Annotated in this window: 22 protein-coding genes; 5 read left to right on the top strand and 17 right to left on the bottom strand. The window is 67.3% G+C overall.

Features of this window, described 5'->3' with window-relative positions; all coding sequences use genetic code 11:
• Positions 1-12 precede the first annotated feature (12 nt).
• Positions 13-1005 (bottom strand): tetratricopeptide repeat protein, encoded by a 993-nt coding sequence (locus E3O06_RS16780; protein ID WP_134504590.1) that lies wholly within the window; start codon positions 1003-1005, stop codon positions 13-15.
• Positions 1002-2840 (bottom strand): DUF8094 domain-containing protein, encoded by a 1839-nt coding sequence (locus E3O06_RS16775; protein WP_134504588.1) that lies wholly within the window; start codon positions 2838-2840, stop codon positions 1002-1004. Before E3O06_RS16775 ends, E3O06_RS16780 begins: the two co-directional genes overlap by 4 nt.
• A gap of 266 nt (positions 2841-3106) precedes the next feature.
• On the opposite strand from E3O06_RS16775, the gene E3O06_RS16770 reads away from it, so the two are divergent.
• Together E3O06_RS16770 and E3O06_RS16765 are read left to right on the top strand one after the other, a co-directional pair.
• A complete protein-coding gene (locus E3O06_RS16770; protein WP_134504586.1) occupies positions 3107-4714 on the top strand; it encodes a coiled-coil domain-containing protein in 1608 nt (535 codons plus the stop codon).
• Positions 4715-4737: 23 nt separating this feature from the next.
• On the top strand, positions 4738-5787 hold the full coding sequence (locus tag E3O06_RS16765; protein WP_134504584.1) for an AI-2E family transporter: 1050 nt from the start codon (positions 4738-4740) through the stop codon (positions 5785-5787).
• A gap of 63 nt (positions 5788-5850) precedes the next feature.
• On the opposite strand, the gene E3O06_RS16760 is transcribed toward E3O06_RS16765, so the two are convergent.
• The 9 genes from E3O06_RS16760 to rpsB form a co-directional block, all read right to left on the bottom strand.
• On the bottom strand, positions 5851-6591 hold the full coding sequence (locus E3O06_RS16760) for an alpha/beta hydrolase (protein ID WP_134504582.1): 741 nt from the start codon (positions 6589-6591) through the stop codon (positions 5851-5853).
• A gap of 29 nt (positions 6592-6620) precedes the next feature.
• A complete protein-coding gene (locus E3O06_RS16755) occupies positions 6621-6926 on the bottom strand; it encodes a hypothetical protein (protein ID WP_174843250.1) in 306 nt (101 codons plus the stop codon).
• A gap of 47 nt (positions 6927-6973) precedes the next feature.
• A complete protein-coding gene (locus tag E3O06_RS18135) occupies positions 6974-7636 on the bottom strand; it encodes an aggregation-promoting factor C-terminal-like domain-containing protein (RefSeq protein ID WP_241980354.1) in 663 nt (220 codons plus the stop codon).
• A gap of 54 nt (positions 7637-7690) precedes the next feature.
• Positions 7691-8428: a DivIVA domain-containing protein gene (locus tag E3O06_RS16745; protein WP_134504580.1), complete on the bottom strand. Its 738-nt coding sequence runs from the start codon at positions 8426-8428 to the stop codon at positions 7691-7693.
• Between the two features lie 47 nt (positions 8429-8475).
• Positions 8476-9489 carry a phosphatidate cytidylyltransferase gene (locus E3O06_RS16740; RefSeq protein ID WP_134504578.1) on the bottom strand — a complete coding sequence of 338 codons (1014 nt, stop codon included), beginning with the start codon at positions 9487-9489 and terminating at the stop codon, positions 8476-8478.
• A gap of 11 nt (positions 9490-9500) precedes the next feature.
• A complete protein-coding gene (gene frr, locus E3O06_RS16735; RefSeq protein ID WP_092108831.1) occupies positions 9501-10055 on the bottom strand; it encodes a ribosome recycling factor in 555 nt (184 codons plus the stop codon).
• A 30-nt stretch (positions 10056-10085) separates the two neighbouring features.
• On the bottom strand, positions 10086-10847 hold the full coding sequence (gene pyrH / locus E3O06_RS16730; protein WP_134504724.1) for a UMP kinase: 762 nt from the start codon (positions 10845-10847) through the stop codon (positions 10086-10088).
• 144 nt (positions 10848-10991) lie between these two features.
• Positions 10992-11819 carry a translation elongation factor Ts gene (gene tsf / locus E3O06_RS16725; RefSeq protein WP_134504577.1) on the bottom strand — a complete coding sequence of 276 codons (828 nt, stop codon included), beginning with the start codon at positions 11817-11819 and terminating at the stop codon, positions 10992-10994.
• Between the two features lie 10 nt (positions 11820-11829).
• On the bottom strand, positions 11830-12765 hold the full coding sequence (gene rpsB, locus E3O06_RS16720) for a 30S ribosomal protein S2 (protein WP_134504575.1): 936 nt from the start codon (positions 12763-12765) through the stop codon (positions 11830-11832).
• Between the two features lie 342 nt (positions 12766-13107).
• On the opposite strand from rpsB, the gene E3O06_RS16715 reads away from it, so the two are divergent.
• Positions 13108-13674 carry a murein hydrolase activator EnvC family protein gene (locus E3O06_RS16715; protein ID WP_134504573.1) on the top strand — a complete coding sequence of 189 codons (567 nt, stop codon included), beginning with the start codon at positions 13108-13110 and terminating at the stop codon, positions 13672-13674.
• Between the two features lie 53 nt (positions 13675-13727).
• Here E3O06_RS16715 and E3O06_RS16710 read toward each other — a convergent pair whose 3' ends face one another.
• Both E3O06_RS16710 and E3O06_RS16705 read right to left on the bottom strand, forming a co-directional pair.
• Complete coding sequence (locus E3O06_RS16710; RefSeq protein WP_134504571.1) at positions 13728-14759, bottom strand: tyrosine recombinase XerC; 1032 nt, start codon at positions 14757-14759, stop codon at positions 13728-13730.
• A gap of 40 nt (positions 14760-14799) precedes the next feature.
• A complete protein-coding gene (locus E3O06_RS16705; protein WP_134504569.1) occupies positions 14800-15717 on the bottom strand; it encodes a phosphodiesterase in 918 nt (305 codons plus the stop codon).
• A 165-nt stretch (positions 15718-15882) separates the two neighbouring features.
• Between E3O06_RS16705 and E3O06_RS16700 the strand changes: the two genes are divergently transcribed.
• Positions 15883-17367 (top strand): pyridoxal phosphate-dependent decarboxylase family protein, encoded by a 1485-nt coding sequence (locus E3O06_RS16700; protein WP_134504567.1) that lies wholly within the window; start codon positions 15883-15885, stop codon positions 17365-17367.
• Positions 17368-17412: 45 nt separating this feature from the next.
• On the opposite strand, the gene dprA is transcribed toward E3O06_RS16700, so the two are convergent.
• From dprA to E3O06_RS16680, 4 genes are all read right to left on the bottom strand, one after another.
• Positions 17413-18753, bottom strand: a complete 1341-nt coding sequence (gene dprA / locus E3O06_RS16695; RefSeq protein ID WP_134504565.1) for a DNA-processing protein DprA — start codon at positions 18751-18753, stop codon at positions 17413-17415.
• On the bottom strand, positions 18750-20285 hold the full coding sequence (locus E3O06_RS16690; protein ID WP_134504563.1) for a YifB family Mg chelatase-like AAA ATPase: 1536 nt from the start codon (positions 20283-20285) through the stop codon (positions 18750-18752). Before E3O06_RS16690 ends, dprA begins: the two co-directional genes overlap by 4 nt.
• On the bottom strand, positions 20285-20641 hold the full coding sequence (locus E3O06_RS16685) for a YraN family protein (protein WP_134504561.1): 357 nt from the start codon (positions 20639-20641) through the stop codon (positions 20285-20287). The genes E3O06_RS16690 and E3O06_RS16685 overlap by 1 nt, the downstream gene beginning before the upstream one ends.
• 102 nt (positions 20642-20743) lie before the next feature.
• Complete coding sequence (locus E3O06_RS16680) at positions 20744-21883, bottom strand: alcohol dehydrogenase catalytic domain-containing protein (RefSeq protein ID WP_134504559.1); 1140 nt, start codon at positions 21881-21883, stop codon at positions 20744-20746.
• A 39-nt stretch (positions 21884-21922) separates the two neighbouring features.
• Here E3O06_RS16680 and E3O06_RS16675 point away from each other — a divergent pair, with 39 nt between their 5' ends.
• Entirely contained in the window at positions 21923-22366 is a 444-nt protein-coding gene (locus E3O06_RS16675; RefSeq protein WP_134504557.1) for a nitroreductase family deazaflavin-dependent oxidoreductase, read from the top strand.
• Positions 22367-22452: the final 86 nt, after the last annotated feature.

Below are 22452 nucleotides of genomic sequence, written 5' to 3'. Positions count from 1 at the left end.
CGAACGACTGGATCAATAGAGCAGGGCCGCTAACCGAGACCGGGTGGGAGCGACCCGGGGGTCGTCGGTGCCGATGACCTCGAACAGTTCGAGGATGCGCTCGCGGATGGTGTTGCGACCCGGGGCCGGCTGCGCCGGGAACAGGCTCAACAAGCGATCGAAGGCGTCCTCGATGTGGCCGCCGGAGAGGTCGAGGTCGGCGACCAGCAGCTGCGCGTCGAGGTCGTCGGGTGCGGATGCGGCCCCGTTACGGATCTGGTCGATGGTCTTGCCCTGTAACCGGGCGAGCAGGCTGACCTGGGCCAGTCCGGCCACGGCCATGGTGTCGTTCGGGTTCTGGGCCAGGGCCGTGCGGTATTCGCTCTGGGCGGTGGCGTAGTCGCCGGCTTCGATGGCCGCGTAGGCCTCCAGGTGGTGCGGTGGCAGGGGCTCGTCGACCACGGCGGCCGGTTCGGCGTCAGCGGCAACGCCGGCGGCCTCGGCCGTGCCGGTCACGCCCTGCTGCGCGGCGAGCTCGAGTACGCGACCGAGCACGTCGGCGATCTGTTCCTCCGCGAGCGGGCCGTTGAAGAGCTGCACCGGCTGACCGGTGATGACGGCGGCGACTGTGGGTACCGACTGGGCCTGGAACGCCTGCGCGAGCTGCGGGTTCGAGTCAATGTCGACGCGGGCCAGCACGAACCGGCCGGCGAGGCCGGTCACGAGCTTCTCCAGCACCGCCAAGAGCGCGGTGGACGGCTCACTCCACGATGCCCACAGTCCGACGATCACGGGAACACGGGAGGAGAGTTCAAGCAGCTCACCGAAATTGGCGTCGGTGCCGTCGAGAACAAGGCTCGGAACCGTGACAGCTCCGGTCGGTGCTGCCGGCCCACCGACGGCGGCGCCCGTGGCGGGTGCGCCGTTCGTGGCGACCGGAGGGGTTCCGGCCGGCGCCCGGTTCACGAGGGAGGAAAGATCAACCGCTCCGCGCAGGTTCGATCCGGAAGGGGGCATATTCGTCATGGAAGTTCCGCCGATGTGATGAGGCCCTGGGCAAAGCCCAGAAGCACGATTTTGTCGCTTGAACCCGACGTGGGTACGTAGAACAGAAGTTGGTCGCGGTAGGTGTTTTGAAAGCCCTTGGTCGTGGTGGTGATACCGGACAGCGCTTTAGCGGCGAGGGCATCGCCCGCCGGGCCCACCGTGGCGCCCTCCTGGACGGGTTTGACCGTTTCAGTCTCCGTCATGCTGACGGCCACGATGCTGCCGGAGTCGTTGGTGGCCAGGGCAACGGCCTCGTCACTGCCCGCGGCCGCGGCGAATTCGATCGACGCGGTCGACGGCAGCGCGGCGACCTTGGCGGCATTGAGGTCAGCGACCTGGATACGGAAGTTGTCGCCGTCGCTCTCGAACAGCCCGTACGAGGGGCTGGCTGCGCCCTGTATCAGGATGTCGGCATACGCGGCAGCCAGCTGGTCCGGCGGCAGCAGCAGCAGCTTGTTGTCGGGGGCGATGGCCGGGGCGCCGACCACGGCCGGGGCTACCTCCGGTACGTGCGCCGACTGCTCCAGGGCGAACAGGTAGTCCACCTGGTAGTTGCTGCGGGGCGATTCCTGCTTGAGCATGACAGCCAAGGTCGGAATGCTGGGATCGTTCTCGTCCTGGATGACGGTCATGACCACCCGCGGCCAGGAATTGGTCTGCTGCGGCAGCGTGAACGTGATTGGGGCGCCGGGCAGGGCCACGAGCGGGGCGACCGCCGGATCGACGGCACGGATCTTATAGTTGGCGAGGCGTTGTTCCAGGGCCGGGCCGGTAAATCGCGTGCTGATGGTCTCGGTGTTGAGGGTGGCGTCCGCGTCTGCGCTGAGCAGCGAAATCTCGCCCATGATGGTCTCCAGCTGGGAGACGGTCACGGCGGGCGGCGGCAGCTCGGCGGCAGCTTCGACCGAATCGGTGGACTGGGGCGTCGGTGTGGGGGTGGCAGTGGCGGTGTCGGCCGTGCTGAAATCTGGCCACAGGTCGGCTGAACAGCCGCTCAGGGCAAGGCCGGAGACCAGGACCATGGGGAGGATGGCCACCCGACGGGTGATTCCCCGCCGCGACGTGGTGATCTGGCTGGCCTTGATCGACTTCGGACGCGGGGCGCGGGGCAATCGGGGCATGCGGGGTCCGCGCGGGATGTTGCGGCGCGGCCTCCGCGAGCGCCGCAGGTGCAGCAATGCCAGCAGGTACAACACGAGGCCGGCCAACAACAGCAGGGCACCGCCGGCGAGAAGCGGGCCAGCCCATGGGGTGGAATTATCAGAAGCCCACGACAGACGGATGCTCGCGGGCGCCGGTTCGATACCGTCCGACGCGACGATCACCGAGATGTCGTCTGGCAGGGTCAGCGTGGTCGTCAGGGAATGGGTGCCGGTGTACTCGTCGAGCCAGAGGTCGGAGCCGGCCGGATTCACGATCGCTGCGGCCTCGTCCGCTGGGACGGCATCCGCTGCCCCGGCATCTGGTGCCACCTCATCGTCGGGAGTGACGGCCTCGGTGACGGTGGAGGTGAGTTCACCGGTCTCCTCGCTGAAGCCGACGGTGGAATACGCATCCGTGCCGATCCAGGCGGCAACGTCGTCGGAACGCCCGTAGGCGAGAAAAACCGCGCCGTCACCGCGCACGTTGATGGTCTGGCTGCCCGACGAGGCCGCGAGGGCGCTCGGATCGATCACGGTGTATGTCGTGTCACCGGTCACGGTCGAACCCAGGGAGGTGAAGGCGGGCTCGAGCAGGATCGTACGCTGCGCGATGCCGAGAACGATCATCACGGCAGCAAGAACGAATGCCACGATGGCAAGAACAAAACGCACGTATCACCCTTCAGCAGTTGCTGGTCGGTATTGTCTGGTTGGCACTGTCTGGTCGGTACTGGTCAGTCACTGTGGTTGATTCACGTGGCTGAAGCTCGCCAGACACGGACCTTCTACGTTACTGCGTTCTCCTGAGAGGTGCCTAATAGCGGCCAGAGTGCCCTCGTCCGGTGGGCGCATACGGGGCGGGGCAGAACCCACTAAAATCGAGCTGGCCCGTCATGCATGATCCATCGAGGGACGGGGCCCATCTGTAAGGAGCACACGTGTCTGACGACGAAGCTGATTTCACCCAGGTATTCCGCGGCTATGACAAGGATGAGGTCGCGAAGGCCATTCAGTCGCTGCGACGCGAACTGATTCAGGCGAACACCCAGAATGCTGAGGCCGGTCGCGAGGTCAAACGTCTCGCCGGTCGCATCGACGATCTCAACGCCGAGATCGAAGAAGTCGGAAGCCCAACGTTCTCCGGTCTCGGTACCAAGCTGGAGAACACCCTGCGCGTCGCAGAGGAGCAATCCACCCGCGTCATCGCCCAGGCCGATATCGACGCCGAGAAGCTGCGCGCCGCGACCAACGACGAGGTGCAGCTGCTGCGCCAGAACGCGGTCGAGCAGGCCGAACGAACCCTGTCCGATGCCGCCGTCAAGGCGCGCCGGGTGCTCGATGATGTGCGCGTCGAAGCGGATGACGTGCGCGCGCGTGCGCAGGACGAGCAGGCCCAGGTCACCCAGGACGCTATCCGCGATGCCTCGCTGATTCGTGGCGCCGTTGCCACCGAGGCCGCCGAAGCACGGGCCACGGTGAAACGTGAGGTCGCGGCCATCCGCTCTGAAGCAGATCGGGAAGCCGCCGAAGTGCGCGTCGTCGCCCAGCGGGAGGCCACTGAAGCCCGCGAAATCGCGGCCGGACTGACCCACGAGACCGAACTCACCCGCGCTGAAGTAGCCCTCGAACTCGACCAGCAACGCGCCGACCTGCAGCGCGAGACCGACCAGGCCCGCGTCGATCTTGCGGCCGAGACCGAGCAGGCCCGGGTGGATCTGGCTCGGGAGTCCGAGCAGGCGCGACTGAATGGCGCCCACGAGGCTGACCAGGCCCGCACCCTGCTCGCCGCCGAGGTGGAGCAGGGTCGAATCGACCTGGCCCGCGAGGTCGAACAGGCTCACGCGGTGACCGAGGTGGAACGGGAACAGGCGCAGACCGACCTTACGCGTGAACTCGATCGCAAGCGCGCCAGCCTGGCCCGCGAGATCGAGCAGGCCCGTGCCGCCCTCGCCGCCGAGGTGGAGCAGGCCGGCGCCGACCTCGCCCGCGAGAACCAGCAGGCCCGCCTCGACGCCGAGGCCGAGGCCGAGCAGGCCCGCATCGACCTGGAGAACCAGCTCACCGCCACCCGCAAGAAGGGCGAGCACGAGGCGAGCCGGCTGGCCCGGGAAATCGACCAGGCCCGCGCCGACTTCGATGTCGAGCTGAAAGCCCGCCGGGACGAGGCCGAGCAGGAGCACCTCGCCCGCCACCAGGAGGCCGTGGCCCAGGCCCAGAAATTCCAGACGGATGCCGCCAGGCAGCTCACCGAGACGACCGACCGCACCGCCGAGCTGCGCGTTCTCAACGAGGAACTCGACGCCGGCGCCCGCGAGGAAGCCAAGGCCAACAAGGAACTCGCCGAGGAGAATGCCGAACGTATTCTCCGCGACGCCCACGCCACCGCCACCGCCCTCGTCACCGACGCCACGACACGCTCACGCACCCTCGTCGCCGACGCCGAAGACCGGCTGTCACAGATTAGGATTGAGCGCGACGCCGTGGCCGGGTACTTTGAAAGCCTGCGCAGCGTTTTGACCCAGGCAGAACGGGTCGCAGCCGAGTAATTCCCTACTCCTGGAGACTCCACGTGAAAATTCAGAATGCCTTCCGGTTCGGACTCGTCGGAACCCTGGGGGTTGGGCTGGGCTTACTGATCATCACCTCGGTGATCACCCTGCAGACGATCATCATCTACGTCGGGGCTGCGCTGTTCATCGCGCTCGGCCTCGACCCGGCCGTGTCATGGCTGGAGAAGAAGAAGTTTCCGCGCTGGGCCGCCATTCTCACCGTGGTCGCGGCCGTACTCGGCGTGCTGACCGGCGTCATATTCGCCATCGTTCCGATCATCGTCGACCAGGTATCCAAGCTGTCCAAGCTCATTCCGGAGCTGGTGCGGGGGGTTAACAGCTCGACTTTTCTGGACGATCTGAAAAAGCAGTTCCCCGGTCTCGACATCGACGAAATCACGAAGACGATCACCGATTTTCTCGGTGGCAACCTCACCAACATCACGACGACCGTCGTTCAGTCTGGCCTCGCCATTGTCAACGGCCTGTTCGGCGGCCTCATCATTCTCATCCTCACGCTCTACTTCACGGCCTCGCTGAACAGCATGAAGCGGGCCACTTATCAGTTGGTTCCCGCGTCCAAGCGGGAGCGCTTCACCGATATCAGTGAGCAGATCACCACGGCGGTCGGTCGTTACATCGTGGGGCAGGCCGCGCTGGCCTCGGTCAACGGAGTGCTGAGCTTCATCTTTCTGTCGATCATCGGCGCTCCGTTTCCGGCACTGCTCGCGTTCATCGCCTTCCTGCTGTCGCTGATTCCGCTCATCGGTACCATTTCGGGCTCGGTCATCATCGTCCTGACCTGCCTGATCCCAGAAATCGGCAGCTCGCCGCAGACAGCGCTGGCCGCGGCGATCTATTACCTCATCTACATGCAGGTCGAGGCTTATGTGCTCAGTCCGAAGATCATGAACCGGGCCGTGTCGATTCCGGGCGCGGTTGTCGTGATCGCGGCCCTGGCCGGGGGCAACCTGCTGGGAATTCTCGGCGCGCTGATCGCCATCCCCGTCGCCGCCTCGGTCATCATGATCGTCAAACAGGTCGTCATCCCCCGCCAGAACGAACTCTGACGTCGAACGCGCGCTTCAGGAGACGCCGGGTTTAGGAGGCACCGGGTTTAGGAGGCACCGGGTTTAGGAGGCACCGGGTCGCGGCGCCGTCCATTCGGTCGGCAGCGGCAGCGCGCCGGGGTTGACCGTGGCGACGATCTCGGTGAGCACCCGGCGGGTCAGGTTCTCCCCCACCCACAGGTGTTTGCCGCCCTCAACCGCGACCAGGCGCAGGTCGGGCACACTCGCAAACCGCAGGCGGGCAGCGTCCGGTCGCAGGTAGTCGTCGAACTCGGGAATGAGAGCCACCAGGGCGCGTTCATTACCGGCCCAGGCCGCCAGTTCTTCGTTGGTGGTGCGGTGCAGTGGCGGCGAGAGCAGGATGGCCCCGCGAATGGCATGCTCCAGCCCGTATTTGAGGGCGAGTTCGGTGCCGAACGACCAGCCGACCAGCCACGGGTTCGGCAGGTGCCGCTCGGCGACGAAGGCCATCGCCGCGGCCACATCGGCGCGTTCGGTCAGTCCGTGGCCGAAGTCGCCGTCGCTCGTGCCGCGCGGCGAGGCGGTGCCGCGAGTATTGAACCGCAGCACGGCCAGGTCAGCCAGTGCGGGCAGCCGGTTGGCGGCCTTCCGCAGAATATGCGAGTCCATGAAGCCGCCGGCGGTCGGCAGCGGATGCAGCGTCACGAGGGTCGCGACCGCCGCCCGCCCTACCGGGGTCGCCAGTTCGCCCACCAGGGTGAGTCCGTCGCTGGTGTGCAGTTCGATGTGCTCGACAGTGGCGGGCAGTTCGATGCCGCCACGAATATCGACCGAGGCGGTCATGGGTTCTCCTGGGATCTCGGGTTCGCCGGTCACGTGATTTTCCAACAGTGCGAGTGCCAGTGCCGCCGGTTGGAGAGGTCGGCGGCGTCGCCGAGCACTCCGTCGCCGCGCCACGTGACGATGTGCGCCGCGCCCGGCACGATGTCGAGAGTGCACCCGGGGCACAGGTAGGTTTTTACGGCTTGCTTGGCGGGAACCGGCTGCACGTACCACAGGCCGTCGCGCCGAACTTCGCTGCGACGCCACCCCGCAAGCAGGTGGTTCAGGTCGCCGGTCTCATCGTCGTCGGCAGGCTGCGGGGCTTTGCGGCCTCTGGGTCGATTGCTGCGCGCCATGATTCCAGTCTAAAGTGCGGGCAGCCAGGCCCGGCACCAGCCTGCTGCTAATACCAGCCGGAGGCTTGGGACTTGCCCCACGCGCCGCACGGCGTGCCATAGCGGTCGGTGATGTAGCCGAGGCCCCACTCGATCTGGGTACCGGCGTTCGTGGCCCAGTCTTCGCCGGCGCTTGCCATTTTGGAACCGGGCAGTGACTGCGGAATTCCGTAGGCTCCACTCGAGCTGTTCTCGGCATTGACCCGCCAGCCGGATTCCTTCTGCCAGAGCGAGACGAGGCAGCTGTACTGGTCTTCGCCCCAGCCGCGCGCTGCAACGGCATCGTAGGCATAGGCCTGGGCCGATCCAGGATCCGGCACGGCGGCGGACGGCGCGGTGAAACTCTGCGTCTTCTTTTCGACCGCCACGACCACCGGCACCGGCTTAGGTTTCTCGGTCACGGCGTAGCCGTCACGGGTGATGGTGTTGGTGTAGCCGCCGGCTACGAGCACGGCCTGCGCCGGCCCGACATCGGCCGTACTCCCGGCGATTTGAAAATACGGGGACGCGGTCGCGCCGGAGTAGGGGTCTACCACGGTGACGAGCACGAACGCGCAGGCGGCGGTGAACCCGAACACAAAGTGCGCCGGCTTCACCCGCGGCCGGGTACGACGAACAAGCGGCCGTGCTGCGGCCGGAACAGTGTCGATTGCTTTGAGATGCCTACCCATTAGTAAACGACCTTAGCCGACAAGTTTGATACCAACCAAGTAACGGAGCCCAAATCAGCGGACCGCGAGCATGACGTCGACAACACTGTCCAGCACCAGGTCGACCTGCGCTTCCCGGTATCCGCCCCGTTCAGGGCGAAAAACGGCAGTTCGAACCTCATCGACGGTGAGCTCACGACCGTCTTGAAAATACTTGACCAGTTTGTTGGCGAGACGATCGACATCCACTCGTTTATAGCCGACCGCCAACACGCTCGCCCGGGTGAAACGGTGACCAGGCGCGCGGCTGAGCCGGGCCACGAGCACGTCGGCGGTGCTTTCGGCCTCAGCCATCCACGCCTGCTCTCTCCCGGCGCGGGCAGCCTGAAAACGTTCCCGGGCCGCAAAGGCGTCTTCCAGACGTTCCAGGGCCCCATCGACGTGTTCGGGCGAGAATCCGCCCCTGTGCATTGCAAAAGCGGTATGACGGATGCCTTCGGCCGTCAGGGTGAGTCCGGTGCGATTCGCTTCCGCCTCCGCCTTCTCGGCAACGATGGCATGGATGGCGTCGGTACCGTCGGTACCCGCCGTCTCGTCGCCGGGCACAGCCTCGAGCGGATCATCATCGGGCTCGGTGCCGGCTGCGATCTCATCGACGGATTCCACGGTGCCGGTATCGGTATCGGTATCGATGTCATCGTCGTGCTGTTCTGGCTGGTCGTAGGCGCGGCGAGCAGCAGCCAGGAACGCTTCGACCTGGCCAACGTTGTAGCCGAGCGTCTTCTTGCCCACTCGGGGAAATATGGTGCTCATGGTCTCATTGTCTCGTACTGGCATCGTGCGGGAAGAATCGGGCGCACTCACGCGAACACCAGGTAGAGCGCGTAGGCGGCAGCGGCCGACGGCAGGATGGAGTCCAGCCGATCGAGAAAACCGCCGTGCCCTGGCAGCCACGAACTCATGTCCTTGATGCCGAGGTCGCGTTTGATGAGCGATTCGGCCAGATCGCCGAAGGTCGCCGTCAGCAGAATGACCGACCCGAACACCAGGCCGAACCACCACGGCTGGTCGAGCATGAAGATCGACAGCAAAACGCCGGCAATCATGCAGATCAGGCCGGCACCGATGAAGCCTTCCCAGGTCTTCTTGGGGCTGATCGAGGGTGCCATTGGGTGCTTGCCGAAGTTGAGCCCGCTCACGTACGCACCGGTATCGGCGGAGATCACCAGGATGAGAAAGGCGAGCGTCCACCACTGGCCGTGGTCCTGGGCGACGAGCAACACGGCGAAGCTCGCGAGGAATACGACGTAGACCTGAATCAGGATGCCGCCACCCACGTCACCGACGACGGAACGGGCCGAGGCGCGATGTGACGGAATCACCAACAGCGCCAGCCGCCACAGCGCGATCAGCGCGATACCGCCAAGCATGACCAGCCACTGGCCGGTCGCCTCGCCGTAGAACGCCGCAGGGACGATCGCGATCGCGGAGATGATCACGGGGATGCGGGGCACGTTGCGCCCGGCGTACCGCAGGGCCTGCGCCAGCTCAAAGGCACAGAAAGCCACGATCACGACCGCAAAGATCATGAAGAGCTGTTTGATGATGATGAGGCTGACCAGCATGGAGCCGCCGAGTACGAGCCCGATCAGAATGGCCAGAATGAGGTTGCGCCCGGTGCGTGCTTCGATGCGCTCGTTCGTCGCGTCGAGCTGGGCGCGGGTGGCCTGCACCTGACGTTCGAAATCGGCCTTGGTGGTCTGCACCTGCCGTTCGAAGTCAGCGCGCGTCGTTTTCACCTGCGCCCGAAACTCGGCGCGACTGACGCCGTGACCGCGTTTAGGCGGCTGGTCGTTCCCCGGTTTCTCGGTCATCTGATCGTTTCCTAGATCTCGAGGAGTTCGGCTTCCTTGCGCTTGAAGGCGTCGTCAATGCCGTCCACGTGGCTCTTCGTGATCAGCTCAAGCTCTTTCTCGGCACGACCGACCTCGTCGTCGCCGACCTCGCTCTTGAGCGCGTCGAGCTCGTCCTTGGCCTTGCGGCGAATGTTGCGCACGGAGATGCGGGCATCCTCCGCCTTGGCCTTGACGATCTTCACGAATTCCTTGCGGCGTTCCGTGGTGAGTTCGGGGAGGGTGGCCCGAATGGTGGTGCCGTCGTTGCCGACGTTGGCGCCCAGGTTCGGAGTGTCGCGAATGGCGATCTCGATGTCGCGCAGCGCAGCCTTATCGTACGGGCCGATCAGCATCGTGCGGGCTTCCTGGTTTTGCAGCGATGCGAGCTGTTCCAGCGGGGTCAGCGTGCCGTAGTAGCTCACCAGAATCTTCGCGAACATCTGCGGGTTGGCGCGGCCCGTACGCACGGTGCCAAAATCGTCTTTGGCGGCCTCGAGGGCCCGGTTCATGCGCGCAGTGGCGTCGGAAAGAACATCCGCGATCACGGTGACTCCTTTATTGGTGGTGGAACAATTCTAGTTGGAGACGCGAGTGCCCAGATCGGTGCCGAGGATGGCAGCGGTGACGTTACCCTCCGGCGCCATGCCGAACACCTGCATGGGCATGTGGTTGTCCATGCACAGGCTGAACGCAGTGGAGTCGACCACCTTGAGGCCGCGCTGTAGGGCCTCCAGGTAGGTGATGTGATGGATCTTCTGGGCGTCGGGGTTGGTGCGGGGGTCGTCGGAATAGACGCCGTCGACGCCGTTCTTGGCAACGAGCACGACGTCGGCGTCGATTTCCAGGGCGCGCTGGGCTGCGACCGTGTCGGTGGAGAAGTACGGCAGTCCGGCGCCGGCACCGAAGATGACGACACGCCCCTTCTCCAGGTGACGCTCGGCGCGCCGCGGAATGTACTGCTCGGCGACCTGGGTCATCGAGATGGCGGACTGCACGCGGGTCTCAGCGCCGGCCTGTTCGAGAAAGTCCTGCAGGGCGAGGGCGTTCATGACGGTGCCGAGCATGCCCATGTAGTCGGCGCGGCCACGGTCCATTCCGCGCTGAGAGAGTTCGGCGCCACGAAAGAAGTTTCCGCCACCCACGACGATGGCCACTTCGACGTGCTTGGCACCCTCGGCGATCTCGCGGGCCAGCGAGCTGACGACATCCGGATTCACACCGACGGCGCCGCCGCCGAAGGCCTCACCGGACAGTTTGAGAAGCACTCGTCGCTTCTTCACGACCGGGGTTGGCCTGACCGCGCTAGCGAAAGCGCTGGTCGGGCTGGTGTGGGTCATGGGCGTGCTGGCCGTGTCAGTCATGTCGTGCGGGGCCTTCCGAGAGGGGATGCTACCAAACTACCAAGTGCGCTACCCCTGCCGGGGGCACACGCAAAAACGGAGGCCGGATCGCTTTCGCAATCCGACCTCCGTCATTTTTTGTTAGGCGCCGACCTTGAACCGGGCGAAGCCCGACACGGTCAGTTTTGCGTCGTCGAGAACCTTCGCAACGGACAACTTGTTGTCCTTGGCGTAGTCCTGTTCGAGCAGTGCGACCTGCTTGAGGTACGCCTTGACGCGTCCCTCAACGATCTTGGGCAGTGCCGCTTCCGGCTTGCCCTCGTTCTTCGAGATCTCGGTGACGATCTTGCGCTCGGTTTCCACGAGTTCAGCAGGAACATCGCTCGCCGCGAGGTACTCGGGGTTGGCGAACGAGATGTGCTGGGCCACGCTGCGAGCGGTCTCCACGTCGAAACCGGAGAAGCCGAGAACAACGCCGACCTGCGGGGGCAGGTCCTTGCTGGTCTTGTGCAGGTAGATCGAGAACGATTCGCCCGTGACGGCGGCAACACGGCGAAGTTCGAACTTTTCGCCGATGATGGCGGCTTCGCCGTCGATGAGCTCGGCGACGGTCTGCGTTCCGGCCGCTGCGGCCAATCCGGCCTCGACCGTGGTCGCGCCAGCGGCGGCGATCGCGTCGAGAACCTTGTCGGCCAGGACGACGAACTTGTCACCCTTCGCGACGAAGTCGGTCTCGCAGGCGAGTTCGATCATGTACGCGGTCGTACCGATTTCCTTGGCAGCGACGAGTCCCTCAGAGGTGGAACGGTCAGCGCGCTTAGCGTTGCCCTTGGCACCCTTGAGACGCAGGATCTCGATGGCCTTGTCCATGTCACCGTCAGCTTCAACGAGGGCATTCTTGGTGTCGACCATTCCGGTGCCGAGGTTCTCGCGAAGAGCCTTGACGTTTTCGAGTGTGAAGTTTGCCATACCGGGTTCCTTACTTGGTCTCGTCGGCGACGACAGGCTCGTCAGCGACGGCGGCCAGTACGGCGGCAACCTCGGTGTCGGCGACAGCGTCGGCGATGGTGGGCTCTGCAACAACGGCCTCGTCGGTTGGGACGCTAGCGTCGGCAACCTTCTCGGTCTCGGCAGAGGACTGCGCGGGGGTGGTCTCGGTCTCCGAGGCCTGGAGAAGTTCAGCTTCCCATGCGGCGAGGGGCTCGACTTCGGCCTCCGGCTTGGCGTGGCGCTGGATGAGTCCCTCGGCTGCGGCGTCCGCGATGATGCGGGTCAGCAGGCCAACGGAGCGGATGGCGTCGTCGTTGCCCGGGATCGGGTACTGCACGTCGTCGGGGTCGCAGTTGGTGTCGAGGATAGCGATGACGGGGATGCCGAGCTTGCGCGCCTCGTCGATGGCGAGGTGCTCCTTATTGGTGTCAACAACCCACAGCGCAGACGGGGTCTTCGTGAGGTTGCGGATTCCGCCGAGGCTCTTGTGCAGCTTGACGAGCTCGCGCTTCTTGATGAGCATTTCCTTCTTCGTGAAACCGCTCTTGGCGGTGTCTTCGAAGTCGAGCTCTTCGAGTTCTTTCATGCGGGCCAGACGCTTGGAAACGGTCTGGAAGTTGGTGAGGAGTCCACCGAGCCAGCGCTGGTTGACGTAGGGCTGGCCCACGCGCTGCGCCTGCTCTGAGATGGATTCCTGGGCCTGCTTCTTGGTGCCGACGAAGAGGATGGTGCCGCCGTGGGCAACCGTCTCCTTGACGAAGTCATAGGCCTTGTCAACGAACCCGAGCGACTGCTGCAGGTCGATGATGTAGATGCCGGAACGCTCGGTGAAGATGAAGCGTTTCATCTTCGGGTTCCAACGGCGGGTCTGGTGCCCGAAGTGCACGCCGCTGTCAAGCAGCTGGCGAATGGTTACGACGGCCATGTGCCGTACTCCTGTTCTGGTGCGGGCTCGAAAAGCCACACCAATCGGTTTGTGCGATGATCGGTCGATCATCGCTCCTGGTGCCCGGCACACGTCCGCCCTGTTTCACGCGAGAATCTCGTGAGACGGGACCGATTGGACATGGCGGCCAAATGGGCACGCGTAGTCAGCGCACAAAGCGCTGCTGGGGATAGCGTATCACCGCCGGGGGTGCCGGTGCGACCGGGTGGGAGTCGGGGTCTGCTGCGCGCGCCGTCTCCTGCACAGGCCCGAAAGTGCAGAAGCGTGCACTGGTCCGTGCGACGCGCGACTACCACCGCGATCGGGCGGCAGGGTGGGAGCATGCAGAATTTGCGCGCACCGGCGGCATCCGCCCTCATCACCGTGATCCTAATTCTCGGTGCCGGGTCGCCAACCGGCGCTACCTCGTCCACGCCGCCGGGGGGTGCCGCACCGACCAGAGCGGATGCCTGGCGCTGGCCACTCGCGGCACCACACCCCGTGACCCGGGCCTTTCTGGCGCCGGCGTCACCCTATGCCGGCGGCCACCGCGGGATCGACCTCGCAGCCGAGGCGCAGCAGTCTGTGTTGGCACCGCACGAGGGCGTGGTGTCGTTCGCGGGCACCGTCGTCGATCGGCCGGTCCTGTCGATCACGCAGCCGGGTGACGTGATCATGACGGTCGAGCCCGTGGATGCCGTCGTCGCCGTGGGCGACCGGGTGCGCGCCGGGCAGGTGATCGGCACCGTGGGCAGCGGCGGTCACTGCCCGCCCGGGTGCCTGCACCTGGGGGTGCGTCTGCACGGGTCCTACGTCTCGCCGCTGCTCTATCTTGAGAAGCTCCCCCGGGCCGTTCTGCTGCCGACGGCGCCTGATGCGACGGCTCCGAGGTCTGGCCCCTGGCGCTGATCGCTGCTCGCTGCTCGCTGCTCGCTATTCCCGCGGCTGAGCCCTCGGCCGAGTCAGGCGCGCGGGTGGGCGAGCCCGTAGCTCGCTTTGAGGCGTTCCGCCGAGACGTGGGTATAGATCTGGGTGGTGCCGAGGCTGACGTGCCCGAGGAGTTCCTGCACGGCGCGCAGGTCGGCCCCGCCATCGAGCAGATGGGTGGCGGCCGTGTGGCGCAGGGCGTGCGGGCCGGCCGGGCCGGCACCAGGAACCGCTTCGAGCAGCGCGGCGACAAGGCGGTAGACCCCGCGCACGCCGAGACGCTTGCCCTGACGGCCCAGGAAGACTGCGGCGACGTTGGGGAGCGCAGGATTCGATCGGGCGTCCGTCGCGGGTTGCACTGCGCCGGCTTGCACGAAAACGGCTTTCCCGGCACTGGTCTGCCCTGCATTGGTCTGCCCTGCATTGGTTTTCGCTGGCGCCGCGGCACCGGCTGCGAGTGTGAGCCGGGCCTCGCGCAGGTACTCGACGAGGGCACGCTGCGCCGGAACCCCGAACGGAACCACGCGTTCCTTCGCGCCCTTGCCGGTGACCCGCACGGTCAACTGTTCGAGGTCGACGTCGGCAAGATCGAGGCCGACCAGCTCGGAGACGCGCAGCGCCGAGGCGTAGAGCAGCTCGACGATGGCGAGGTCTCGCAGCGCGAGCGACTCTCCCCCGGCGGCACGAGCCGCCAACAGGTCGAGCAGGTCGGTCATCTGCGTGTGGTTGATGACGCGCGGCAGGGTGCGACCGGGCTTCGGCGAGCGCAGGCGAGCCGCCGGGTCGATGCCGTCGTCGTGGCTCTGCGCGAGCCAGGCGGTGAAGCTGCGGGCCGACGCCGAACGCCGGGCCAGGGTGGCCCGGGCCAGGCCGGCCTGGGTGGCCACCCAGAGCCATTCCCGCAGCAGTTCCAGGCTCAGCTCAGCGGATGCCGTTGCGCCCCGCTCGGCCGCAAACCCGGCCAGTTGGTGCAGGTCGGTGCGATAGGCCCGCACCGTGTGGGTCGAGTAGCCGCGCTCGGCGGTGAGATAACGCAGAAACTCGTCGATGTCGTCGCTCAGCTGCACGGGGTCAGTTTCTCTGTCTCAGGGTTTCGCGCCGTGGCCGTCAACGCTGCCGCGAGAAGGCCTGCCGGCGGTCCTCGGGCGAGAGAGTGGCCAGCTCCTCGACATAGTCGGCGGGAAACTGCGTGACAGCGGCATAGTCGCCGATCGGCAGCTGGGAGTGGGTGATCTGGTCGGCGTAGACGTGCACGAGGTTGAGTGTCTGGCCGCCGCTCACCCCGGTCAGTTCACGATCGGGTGCGCTGAGGTCCATCGTGTAACAGGTAGCCGCCGCGACCGACACGGGGATGCCGACGAAGAGGCCCTGGGTGGAGTAGTGCAGGTGCCCGCCGAGTATGGCACGCACGTCACTGCCGGTCAGAACAGCAGCCAGCCTCGGCTGATCCTGCAGCTCGAGCACGCTCATCAGCGGCAGCGGCGTGGGAATCGGTGGGTGGTGCAGCGCCAGAATCGACCCGCGCGGGGCCGGACGCTGGAGGACATCGGCCAGCCAGCGCAGTTGATCGTCGGTGACCTCACCGTGGTGATAGCCGGGAACGCTCGTGTCGAGGGCGATGAGGCGCAGGCCATCGAGATCATATGTTTGATCCACGGGGTGTAGGTCGGCGGGGTGGTGATCAGCGGGCGTCTGGCCGAGCAGCTCGGTACGAAAGGGTTCGCGCTGGTCGTGGTTGCCCATCACCCAGATGATCCTGGCGTTCCACCGGGCGGCAGCGGACTCGACGATGCCGCGGATGCGGCGGTAGGCATCCGCTTCGCCGCGGTCGGCCACGTCGCCGGTGAGAATGATCGCGTCGGGGTGAATGCCCGAGCGGTGCAGCTGCTCGAAGGCGCGGTGCACGGTGTGGTCGGTGTCGACGGCGCCGTAGAGGGCCGCGCCATCCGCTAGAAAATGGGTGTCACTCAAATGCACCAGAATCTTCTCGGCGGGCGCGTACTGGCCCAGCTGCACGGCTGCCATGGATCACCTCTCGTCGGGTCTTTAGACTACGGGCACCCACCGACACTCGCTTCGTCAGAACTGTGGACGTCAGCGAAAGGGGAGGGGCGGCTGGCGATGGTGCGGGTCACAGCAACCCCGTTACGAACCGGCGACACGGGCAGACCGGCGGGCTATCATGGCGCCATGTCTGCCCAGCCGGACGCTTACACCGCGGCTCTGGACCGTGCACTGCTGCACGCCCACGCCTGGCTTGCGTCGTTACCTACCCGCCCGGTCGGCCCTCGGGTCGACGCCGATACCCTCGCCGCCGTCTCGGCCGGCCCGCTGCCCCCGTCTTCGTGCGCTGCGGCGGACGTCATCGATGAACTCGCCGCCTTCGCGGAACCCGGGCTGATGGCGATGCCGTCCGGCCGATTCTTCGGGTGGGTGATTGGGGGAACCCTGCCCGCCGCGCTCGCCGCCGACTGGCTGGTGACCGCGTGGGACCAGAACGCCGGAATGCGCTTCGCCACTCCCGCGACCGCCGTGCTCGAGGAGACCGCCGCCGCCTGGCTGCTCGACCTGCTCGGACTTTCTGCCGGAGCGGATGTCGGTTTCACCACCGGCGCGACCATGGCCAATTTTGTCGGTCTCGCCGCGGGGCGTCAGTGGGTTCTGGAACGGGCCGGGTGGGACCTGGACCGGGACGGCCTGGCCGGTTCGCCCCGCGTGCGGGTTTTCGTGGGGGCGGAGCGTCACGACGTCATCGATCTCGTGCTGCGCTACCTCGGTCTCGGTGCGCCCATCGTGGTCGACGTCGACCGGGAGGGACGATTGCGGCCAGACGCCCTGGCCGAGCTACTGGAGGCCGGTTCCGGCCCGGCCATTGTCTGCCTGCAGGCCGGCAACCTGCATTCCGGAGCGTCAGACCCGATGGGGGCAGCGATCGACGCGGCAGGCCAACACGGAGCGTGGGTGCACGTCGACGGAGCGTTCGGCCTTTGGGCCGCCGTCAGCCCGAACTATCGTGACCAGCTGGCCGGCGTGGAACGGGCCGACTCCTGGGCGACGGACGCTCACAAGACGCTCAACGTGCCCTACGACTGCGGGGTGGCGATCGTGTCCCGACCTGAAGTCGTGCGCAGGGTATTCGGCGTGCATACGAGCTATCTGGTGGCGGCCGACGGCGCTCCCGGTAACCCTGGCCCCGGCAACCCCTTCGAGAAGGTACCCGAGCTGTCCCGCCGGGCCCGAGGCGTTCCCGTGTGGGCGGCGCTCCGATCACTCGGCCGCGCCGGCACGATCGCACTGGTGGACGGTCTCGCGGCGAATGCACGGGCACTGGCCGAGGGCCTATGCTCGCTGCCGGGCGTTGAGGTACTCAACGAAGTGGTGTTCACACAGGTGTGCGTGAGTTTCGGCAGTGATGAACGCACCCGGCGGGTGACCCAGCAGCTCATCGCCGACGGCTCGGCTTGGATGTCGGGGTCGCGCTGGCACGACCGGGACATTCTGCGCATCTCGGTGAGTAACTGGTCGACGGATGCCACGGACGTCGCCCTCTCCCTCGCGGCGGTGGCGCGGGCCTGCGCGGGCGCCGACGCCGCCAACCCAGACGCCGACGCCGACACTACCCGACCTGCGGCCGCGTCCCCACATCCGTCCCAGGCGACGAACGACCGGGACTGACGTCAGGGGCTGACGATCGGGTCTGACGCCTCCTCCCTGCCGGCACTACAGCCGCCGTACCCAGCCGGCCTCCCGCTCGTGGGCGGCCCCGTCGAGATCGAGACCGCCGAGGGCGCCGCGCACGGCCGCAGTCGACAGGCCGGCACGGCGCGCCAGGTCGCCGACCGTGCGCGGCGAGCGCCCGCTCAGCGCATCGAACACGCGCACCTGGTCGCTCGTGCGCGGTAGCGGCCCTGGGCCCGCGTCGGTCGCGGGCCCCGCTTCTATCTCGAGATTGGCGAGTGGTACCTGGATCGACCGTTCGCCGACCAGTTCGGCCATCTCGGTCGGGTTGGTGACACAGACCGCGGCGAATTCGCGAATGAGACGATGACAGCCGGCCGAGGTCGGGCTCGTGATCGGCCCCGGCACGGCGCCGAGCGGCCGGCCCAACGCCGAAGCGTGGCCGGCCGTGTTGAGCGAGCCCGACCGCCAGCCGGCTTCGAGCACGACCGTTGCCGCACTCGCTGCGGCAATCAGCCGGTTTCTCTGCAGAAAACGCCACTTGGTGGGGGCCGCCCCGCAGGGCAGCTCCGATACGACGGCCCCGGTCGCCACGATGCGGGTGAGCAGGGAGTCGTGGCCGCTCGGGTAGAACCGGTCGACTCCCCCGGCGAGAAAGGCGACGGTCGTGCCGTCGCTGGCGAGCGCGGCCCGGTGGGCCATCCCGTCGATGCCATAGGCGGCACCGGAGACGATGGCAAAACCTCGATCGACGAGCCCGGCCGACGCTTCCATAGCGATGTGTTCGCCGTACCCGGTAGCCGCCCGGGCCCCGACCAGCGCGATCGAGTTGGTCAGGGCGGCGAGGGCGCCCGGCACACCCCGCCACCACAGCGCGAGCGGAGCATGCTGCTCGAGGTCGTCGAGCGCAGAAGGCCAGAGGGCATCCGTGGCCAGCAGTAATCGGGTCTGCATGCGGGCCGCTTGCTGCAGCGAGCGGATGACCTCGTTCGAGTTGAGCCGCGGCCGCCAACGTTGCAGCCCCAGGTCGAGGGCCTGTTCCAGCTCGGCGCTGGTGTCGGCATCCGCTGCGGTGGGGTCGGCGCTGGGACTGGCAGCGAAGACGATGTCGGGCCCGCCCGGCTCGTCGCCGAGGGCATCGCGCACGAGTGCGCCGATACGCACCGGGCTCCAGGACTCGAGAATGGCCGTCAGGGCCACGCTCGCGCCGACGCTGGCCACGAGCAGGCCGGCGGTACCGTCCCCGGGTTCGGCGAGACCCGACCAGGCAGCGCGGGCGAACACCTCGCCGGCCGTGGCGGGGTCGTCGCCGTCCGGAAGTGCACCGCGTACTCCCGCGGCGAGTTCGCCCACCCGGTTCTCGTCCAGACCGAACAGCGTCATGTGGTCATTCCTTTGCGTAGGTAGAGGGCCTGGCCCACCTGGTCGGGGCCGGGGATACTGAGGCCGTCGTAGTCGGCGAGGGTCCAGGCGATGCGCAAAACCCGGTCGTAGCCGCGCATGGTGATGCCGCCGCGTTCGAGCGCTCGATCGAGCCCCGCGGTGGCGCTCGGGGCCAGGCGCACGGACGCGCCGCGCAGCCACGGGCCGGGAACCTGGGAGTTCAGGGTCCACGGTGTACTGCCGAGGCGTTCGGCCGCTGTCGCCCGCGCGGCCACCACCCGTTGCCGGGCGGTGACGCTCGTCATCCGCTGCGTGCCGGCGGCGACGCGCAGTTGGGCGGCGGTGATGCGCTTGACGTTGAGCTGGATGTCGATGCGGTCCAGCAGCGGTCCGGAGATGCGGGCAAGGTAGCGGCGGCGGGCGTTCGGTGGACAGGTGCAGCTGAGGTCGCCAGCGCCGTATTGCCCGCACGGGCACGGGTTGGCCGCCATCACCAGCTGGAACCGAGCAGGAAAATGGGCGACGGCGTTGGCCCGGTGAATGCTGATCCAGCCGGATTCGAGCGGCTGGCGCAGGGCGTCGAGCACTGGAGAGGCGAATTCGGGGGCCTCGTCGAGGAACAACACGCCGTGCGAGGCCTGCGACGCAGCCCCCGGCCGAATCTGGCCGCCGCCACCGCCGACCATGGCCGCGGCCGTCGCGGTGTGGTGCGGTGCTTCCCACGGCGGCCTGGTGATCAGGGCTCCGCCGAGTCCGAGGCCGCTGAGCGAACGTAGGGAGCTGACTTCGAGTGAGCTGACCGGGTCGAGGTCGGGGAGCAGGCCGGGCAGGCGGGCAGCGAGCATCGTCTTGCCGGCGCCGGGCGGGCCGAGTAGAAAGACGTGGTGCCCGCCGGCGGCCGCGATCTGCAGCGCCAGGATGGCGTCGTCGTTGCCGATCACGTCGGCGAGGTCGGGTTCGGCGGCCAGACTGTCGGGTGTGACCGCCGCCAGAATCGGCTCGACCTGTTTCGGTGGAAGTGTGGCACCGTGGAAGATCGCCGCCTCCCGCAGCGAGGCGACGCCGATCACCCTCATGTCGGGCACGAGTCGAGCCTCGGCCTCGTTGCCGATCGGCACCATGACCGTGGTGTGCCCGAGGCGGGCAGCGGTCATCACCCCCGGCAGGATGCCCGGGGTCGGCCGCAGCCGGCCGTCGAGGGCGAGCTCGCCGAAGTGCACGACGGTGCCGACTGACGCGGCCGAAATGGTGCTGTCGGCGGCGAGGCAGGCCAGCGCGATCGCAAGGTCGAAACCGGCGCCGTGCTTGGGTAACGCGGCCGGCGACAGATTGATGGTGAGGCGGTGAACGGTGAGGGGGCATCCGCTGTTGGCAGCCGCGGCACGCACCCGTTGGGTGGCCTGGGCGAGCGCCGCGTCGGGCAGCCCGATCAGGATCATACCGGGCAGTTGCGCCGAGATGTCGGCTTCGACCTCGACGAGCGCGCCGGTCAGCCCAAGCAGCGCCACCGCGTGGGTGCGGGCGATCCCCATCAGAACACGCCCTCGAGGTGTTCGATGATCGGTTCCCGGCCGGCCGGGGCGATGACCGCCACGACGTCGAGCCGGATCTGGCGCGGCCACCGCTCGGCCTGCACGCACCAGGCGGCGGCGAGGCGGCGCATCCGGGCGAGCTTTTTCACGGTGATGGCTTCAAACGGATGCCCGAAACTCAGGCTGCTGCGCGTCTTCACCTCGACGAAGACCACCGCGGCCCCCTGCTGCACGACGAGGTCGATCTCGCCCTCTTTACACCGCCAGTTGCGGGTCAGGATGGTGTAGCCGGCGCCCTGCAGAAAGCGCGCGGCCTGTTCTTCGCCGAGTTTGCCGAGTTCGTCTTTGCGCGCCACGAGTGCCTCCAGACACCAGAGTGCGCGCTCTCACCCTGCCGTCGCCGGGCTGGTGGCACATCGGTGGACAGCGGCGCGACCCGGGCTCTTGTGGAGAAGCGGCTACTCGACGTGCAGCACGAAGAGGCGACGCACGACGTCGCCGGCCACGAGGGCGTCAAGGCTTTCGTTGAGGTCCGTGAGCGGGCGGGTGTCGGTGTGCAGCAGCTCGACCGGCAACCGGCCGTCCCGCCACAGTTGCAGGTAGGCCGGAATGTCCCGGCTCGGCACGGAATCACCCATGTAGGAGCCGAGCAGCCGCCGACCCATGCCGGCGAACTGCAGCGCTGGCGTCGTGAGGGTCTGCTCCGGGTGCGGCAGGCCGACCGAGACGAGGGCGCCACCGCGGGTGAGCAGGGCCAGACTCGCCTCCATCACTCGGGCGCTGCCGACAGCCTCGATGGCCAGGTCGACGCCGTCGCCGGCGTACTCACGCACGAGGTCGGCGGCATGCTCGGGCGTACCGGCGTGGTGCGCGCCGCAGCGAAGGGCCAGCGCCTGCTTCTCCGGCAACGGATCGATCGCGATGACGGTCGTGCCAGCCACCTGCGCGGCGGCCATGACGGCCATCAGTCCGACCGCGCCGAGTCCGAATACGATCAGGGACTGGCCGGGCGCGAGGGCGCCGGTGTTGAGCACGGCGCCGATGCCGGTGAGGGCCGCGCAGCCGAACATGGCGGCCACGTCGAAGGGAACGTCCTGGTCGATCGCGACGACCGATTCGCGGGCGACGACCGCGTACTGCGAGAACGCTGAAACGCCCAGATGATGGTTGATGCGCTCCCCCGCGCTGCTGGCCAGCACGGCCGGGCCGTGCAGCAGGTCGCCGGTGCCGTTCACTTCGGCGCCGCGGTGGCAGAGCGCGGGGCGCCCGGCCAGGCAGGCCCGGCAGTCGCCGCAGCTCGGCACGAAGACCAACACGACCCGGTCGCCGACGGCCAGATCGTCGACGCCGTCGCCGATCGCGGTGACGGTGCCGGCCGCCTCATGACCAAGGGCCATCGGCAGGGGGCGAACCCGTGAGCCGTCGATGACCGAGAGGTCGGAGTGGCAGAGGCTGGCGCGTTCGATGCGCACGAGCACCTCGCCGGCGCGCGGTACCGGCACCGGAATCTGCTCGAACGTCAGCGGGCGGCTGTCGGCGTAGGGGCGGGCGGAGCCGGCATCCCGAAGAATCGTGCTGAGCATCGTTGCTGGAGTCATTTCTCCAACCTAACGCCAGACGCGCCGTACGCTGGGCCTATGACTCTGCGCAACCGGGTGACCGATCTGGGCATGCTCGCCATGAACGGCGCGCACCGGATGCTGCTGGCTCTGTCGGGCGGACGCCTCGGCTGGACCATCGGCACCATGGCGACCGTCGAACTGCACACGATCGGCCGCAGTAGCGGGCAGCGTCGGTCGACGATGCTCACGGCGCCGGTGCACGAGGGCGGCCGGTACGTGCTGGTGGCGTCCAAGGGCGGCGACGACCGGCATCCGTTCTGGTATCGCAACCTCGTCGAGCAACCCGAGGTGGAGCTGACCATTCGCGGGGTGACGCGGCCGTTTCGGGCGCGCACCGCATCATCCGCTGAGAAAGCCGAGCTCTGGCCGCGCATCGTCGCCGCCTACCCCGGGTATGGCGCCTACCAGGGCCGCACCGACCGTGACATCCCCGTGGTCATCTGCGAGCCCCGCCCCTGACCAGCCTCCCGCTAGGTGCACTCTCGCCCGGGCCCACCCTCGGAAAGCGGGCCCACGATAGATCATGGGCCCAGTTTCCGGGCCCG

It is taken from the genome of Cryobacterium glaciale (assembly GCF_004402535.1).
GTDB lineage: Bacteria > Actinomycetota > Actinomycetes > Actinomycetales > Microbacteriaceae > Cryobacterium > Cryobacterium glaciale.
Note: the sequence above shows the minus strand (reverse complement) of the source record. Positions and strands in the feature narration are given on the sequence as shown.

Bases quoted from the DNA above. Each gene is read 5' to 3' on its own strand.
- E3O06_RS16780 (WP_134504590.1), bottom strand. From the start codon at position 1,005: ATGACGAATATGCCCCCTTCCGGATCGAACCTGCGCGGAGCGGTTGAT.
- E3O06_RS16760 (WP_134504582.1), bottom strand. From the start codon at position 6,591: ATGACCGCCTCGGTCGATATTCGTGGCGGCATCGAACTGCCCGCCACT.
- E3O06_RS16755 (WP_174843250.1), bottom strand. From the start codon at position 6,926: ATGGCGCGCAGCAATCGACCCAGAGGCCGCAAAGCCCCGCAGCCTGCC.
- E3O06_RS18135 (WP_241980354.1), bottom strand. From the start codon at position 7,636: ATGGGTAGGCATCTCAAAGCAATCGACACTGTTCCGGCCGCAGCACGG.
- E3O06_RS16745 (WP_134504580.1), bottom strand. From the start codon at position 8,428: ATGAGCACCATATTTCCCCGAGTGGGCAAGAAGACGCTCGGCTACAAC.
- E3O06_RS16740 (WP_134504578.1), bottom strand. From the start codon at position 9,489: ATGACCGAGAAACCGGGGAACGACCAGCCGCCTAAACGCGGTCACGGC.
- pyrH (WP_134504724.1), bottom strand. From the start codon at position 10,847: ATGACCCACACCAGCCCGACCAGCGCTTTCGCTAGCGCGGTCAGGCCA.
- tsf (WP_134504577.1), bottom strand. From the start codon at position 11,819: ATGGCAAACTTCACACTCGAAAACGTCAAGGCTCTTCGCGAGAACCTC.
- rpsB (WP_134504575.1), bottom strand. From the start codon at position 12,765: ATGGCCGTCGTAACCATTCGCCAGCTGCTTGACAGCGGCGTGCACTTC.
- E3O06_RS16715 (WP_134504573.1), top strand. From the start codon at position 13,108: ATGCAGAATTTGCGCGCACCGGCGGCATCCGCCCTCATCACCGTGATC.
- E3O06_RS16705 (WP_134504569.1), bottom strand. From the start codon at position 15,717: ATGGCAGCCGTGCAGCTGGGCCAGTACGCGCCCGCCGAGAAGATTCTG.
- E3O06_RS16700 (WP_134504567.1), top strand. From the start codon at position 15,883: ATGTCTGCCCAGCCGGACGCTTACACCGCGGCTCTGGACCGTGCACTG.
- dprA (WP_134504565.1), bottom strand. From the start codon at position 18,753: ATGACGCTGTTCGGTCTGGACGAGAACCGGGTGGGCGAACTCGCCGCG.
- E3O06_RS16690 (WP_134504563.1), bottom strand. From the start codon at position 20,285: ATGGGGATCGCCCGCACCCACGCGGTGGCGCTGCTTGGGCTGACCGGC.
- E3O06_RS16680 (WP_134504559.1), bottom strand. From the start codon at position 21,883: ATGACTCCAGCAACGATGCTCAGCACGATTCTTCGGGATGCCGGCTCC.
- E3O06_RS16675 (WP_134504557.1), top strand. From the start codon at position 21,923: ATGACTCTGCGCAACCGGGTGACCGATCTGGGCATGCTCGCCATGAAC.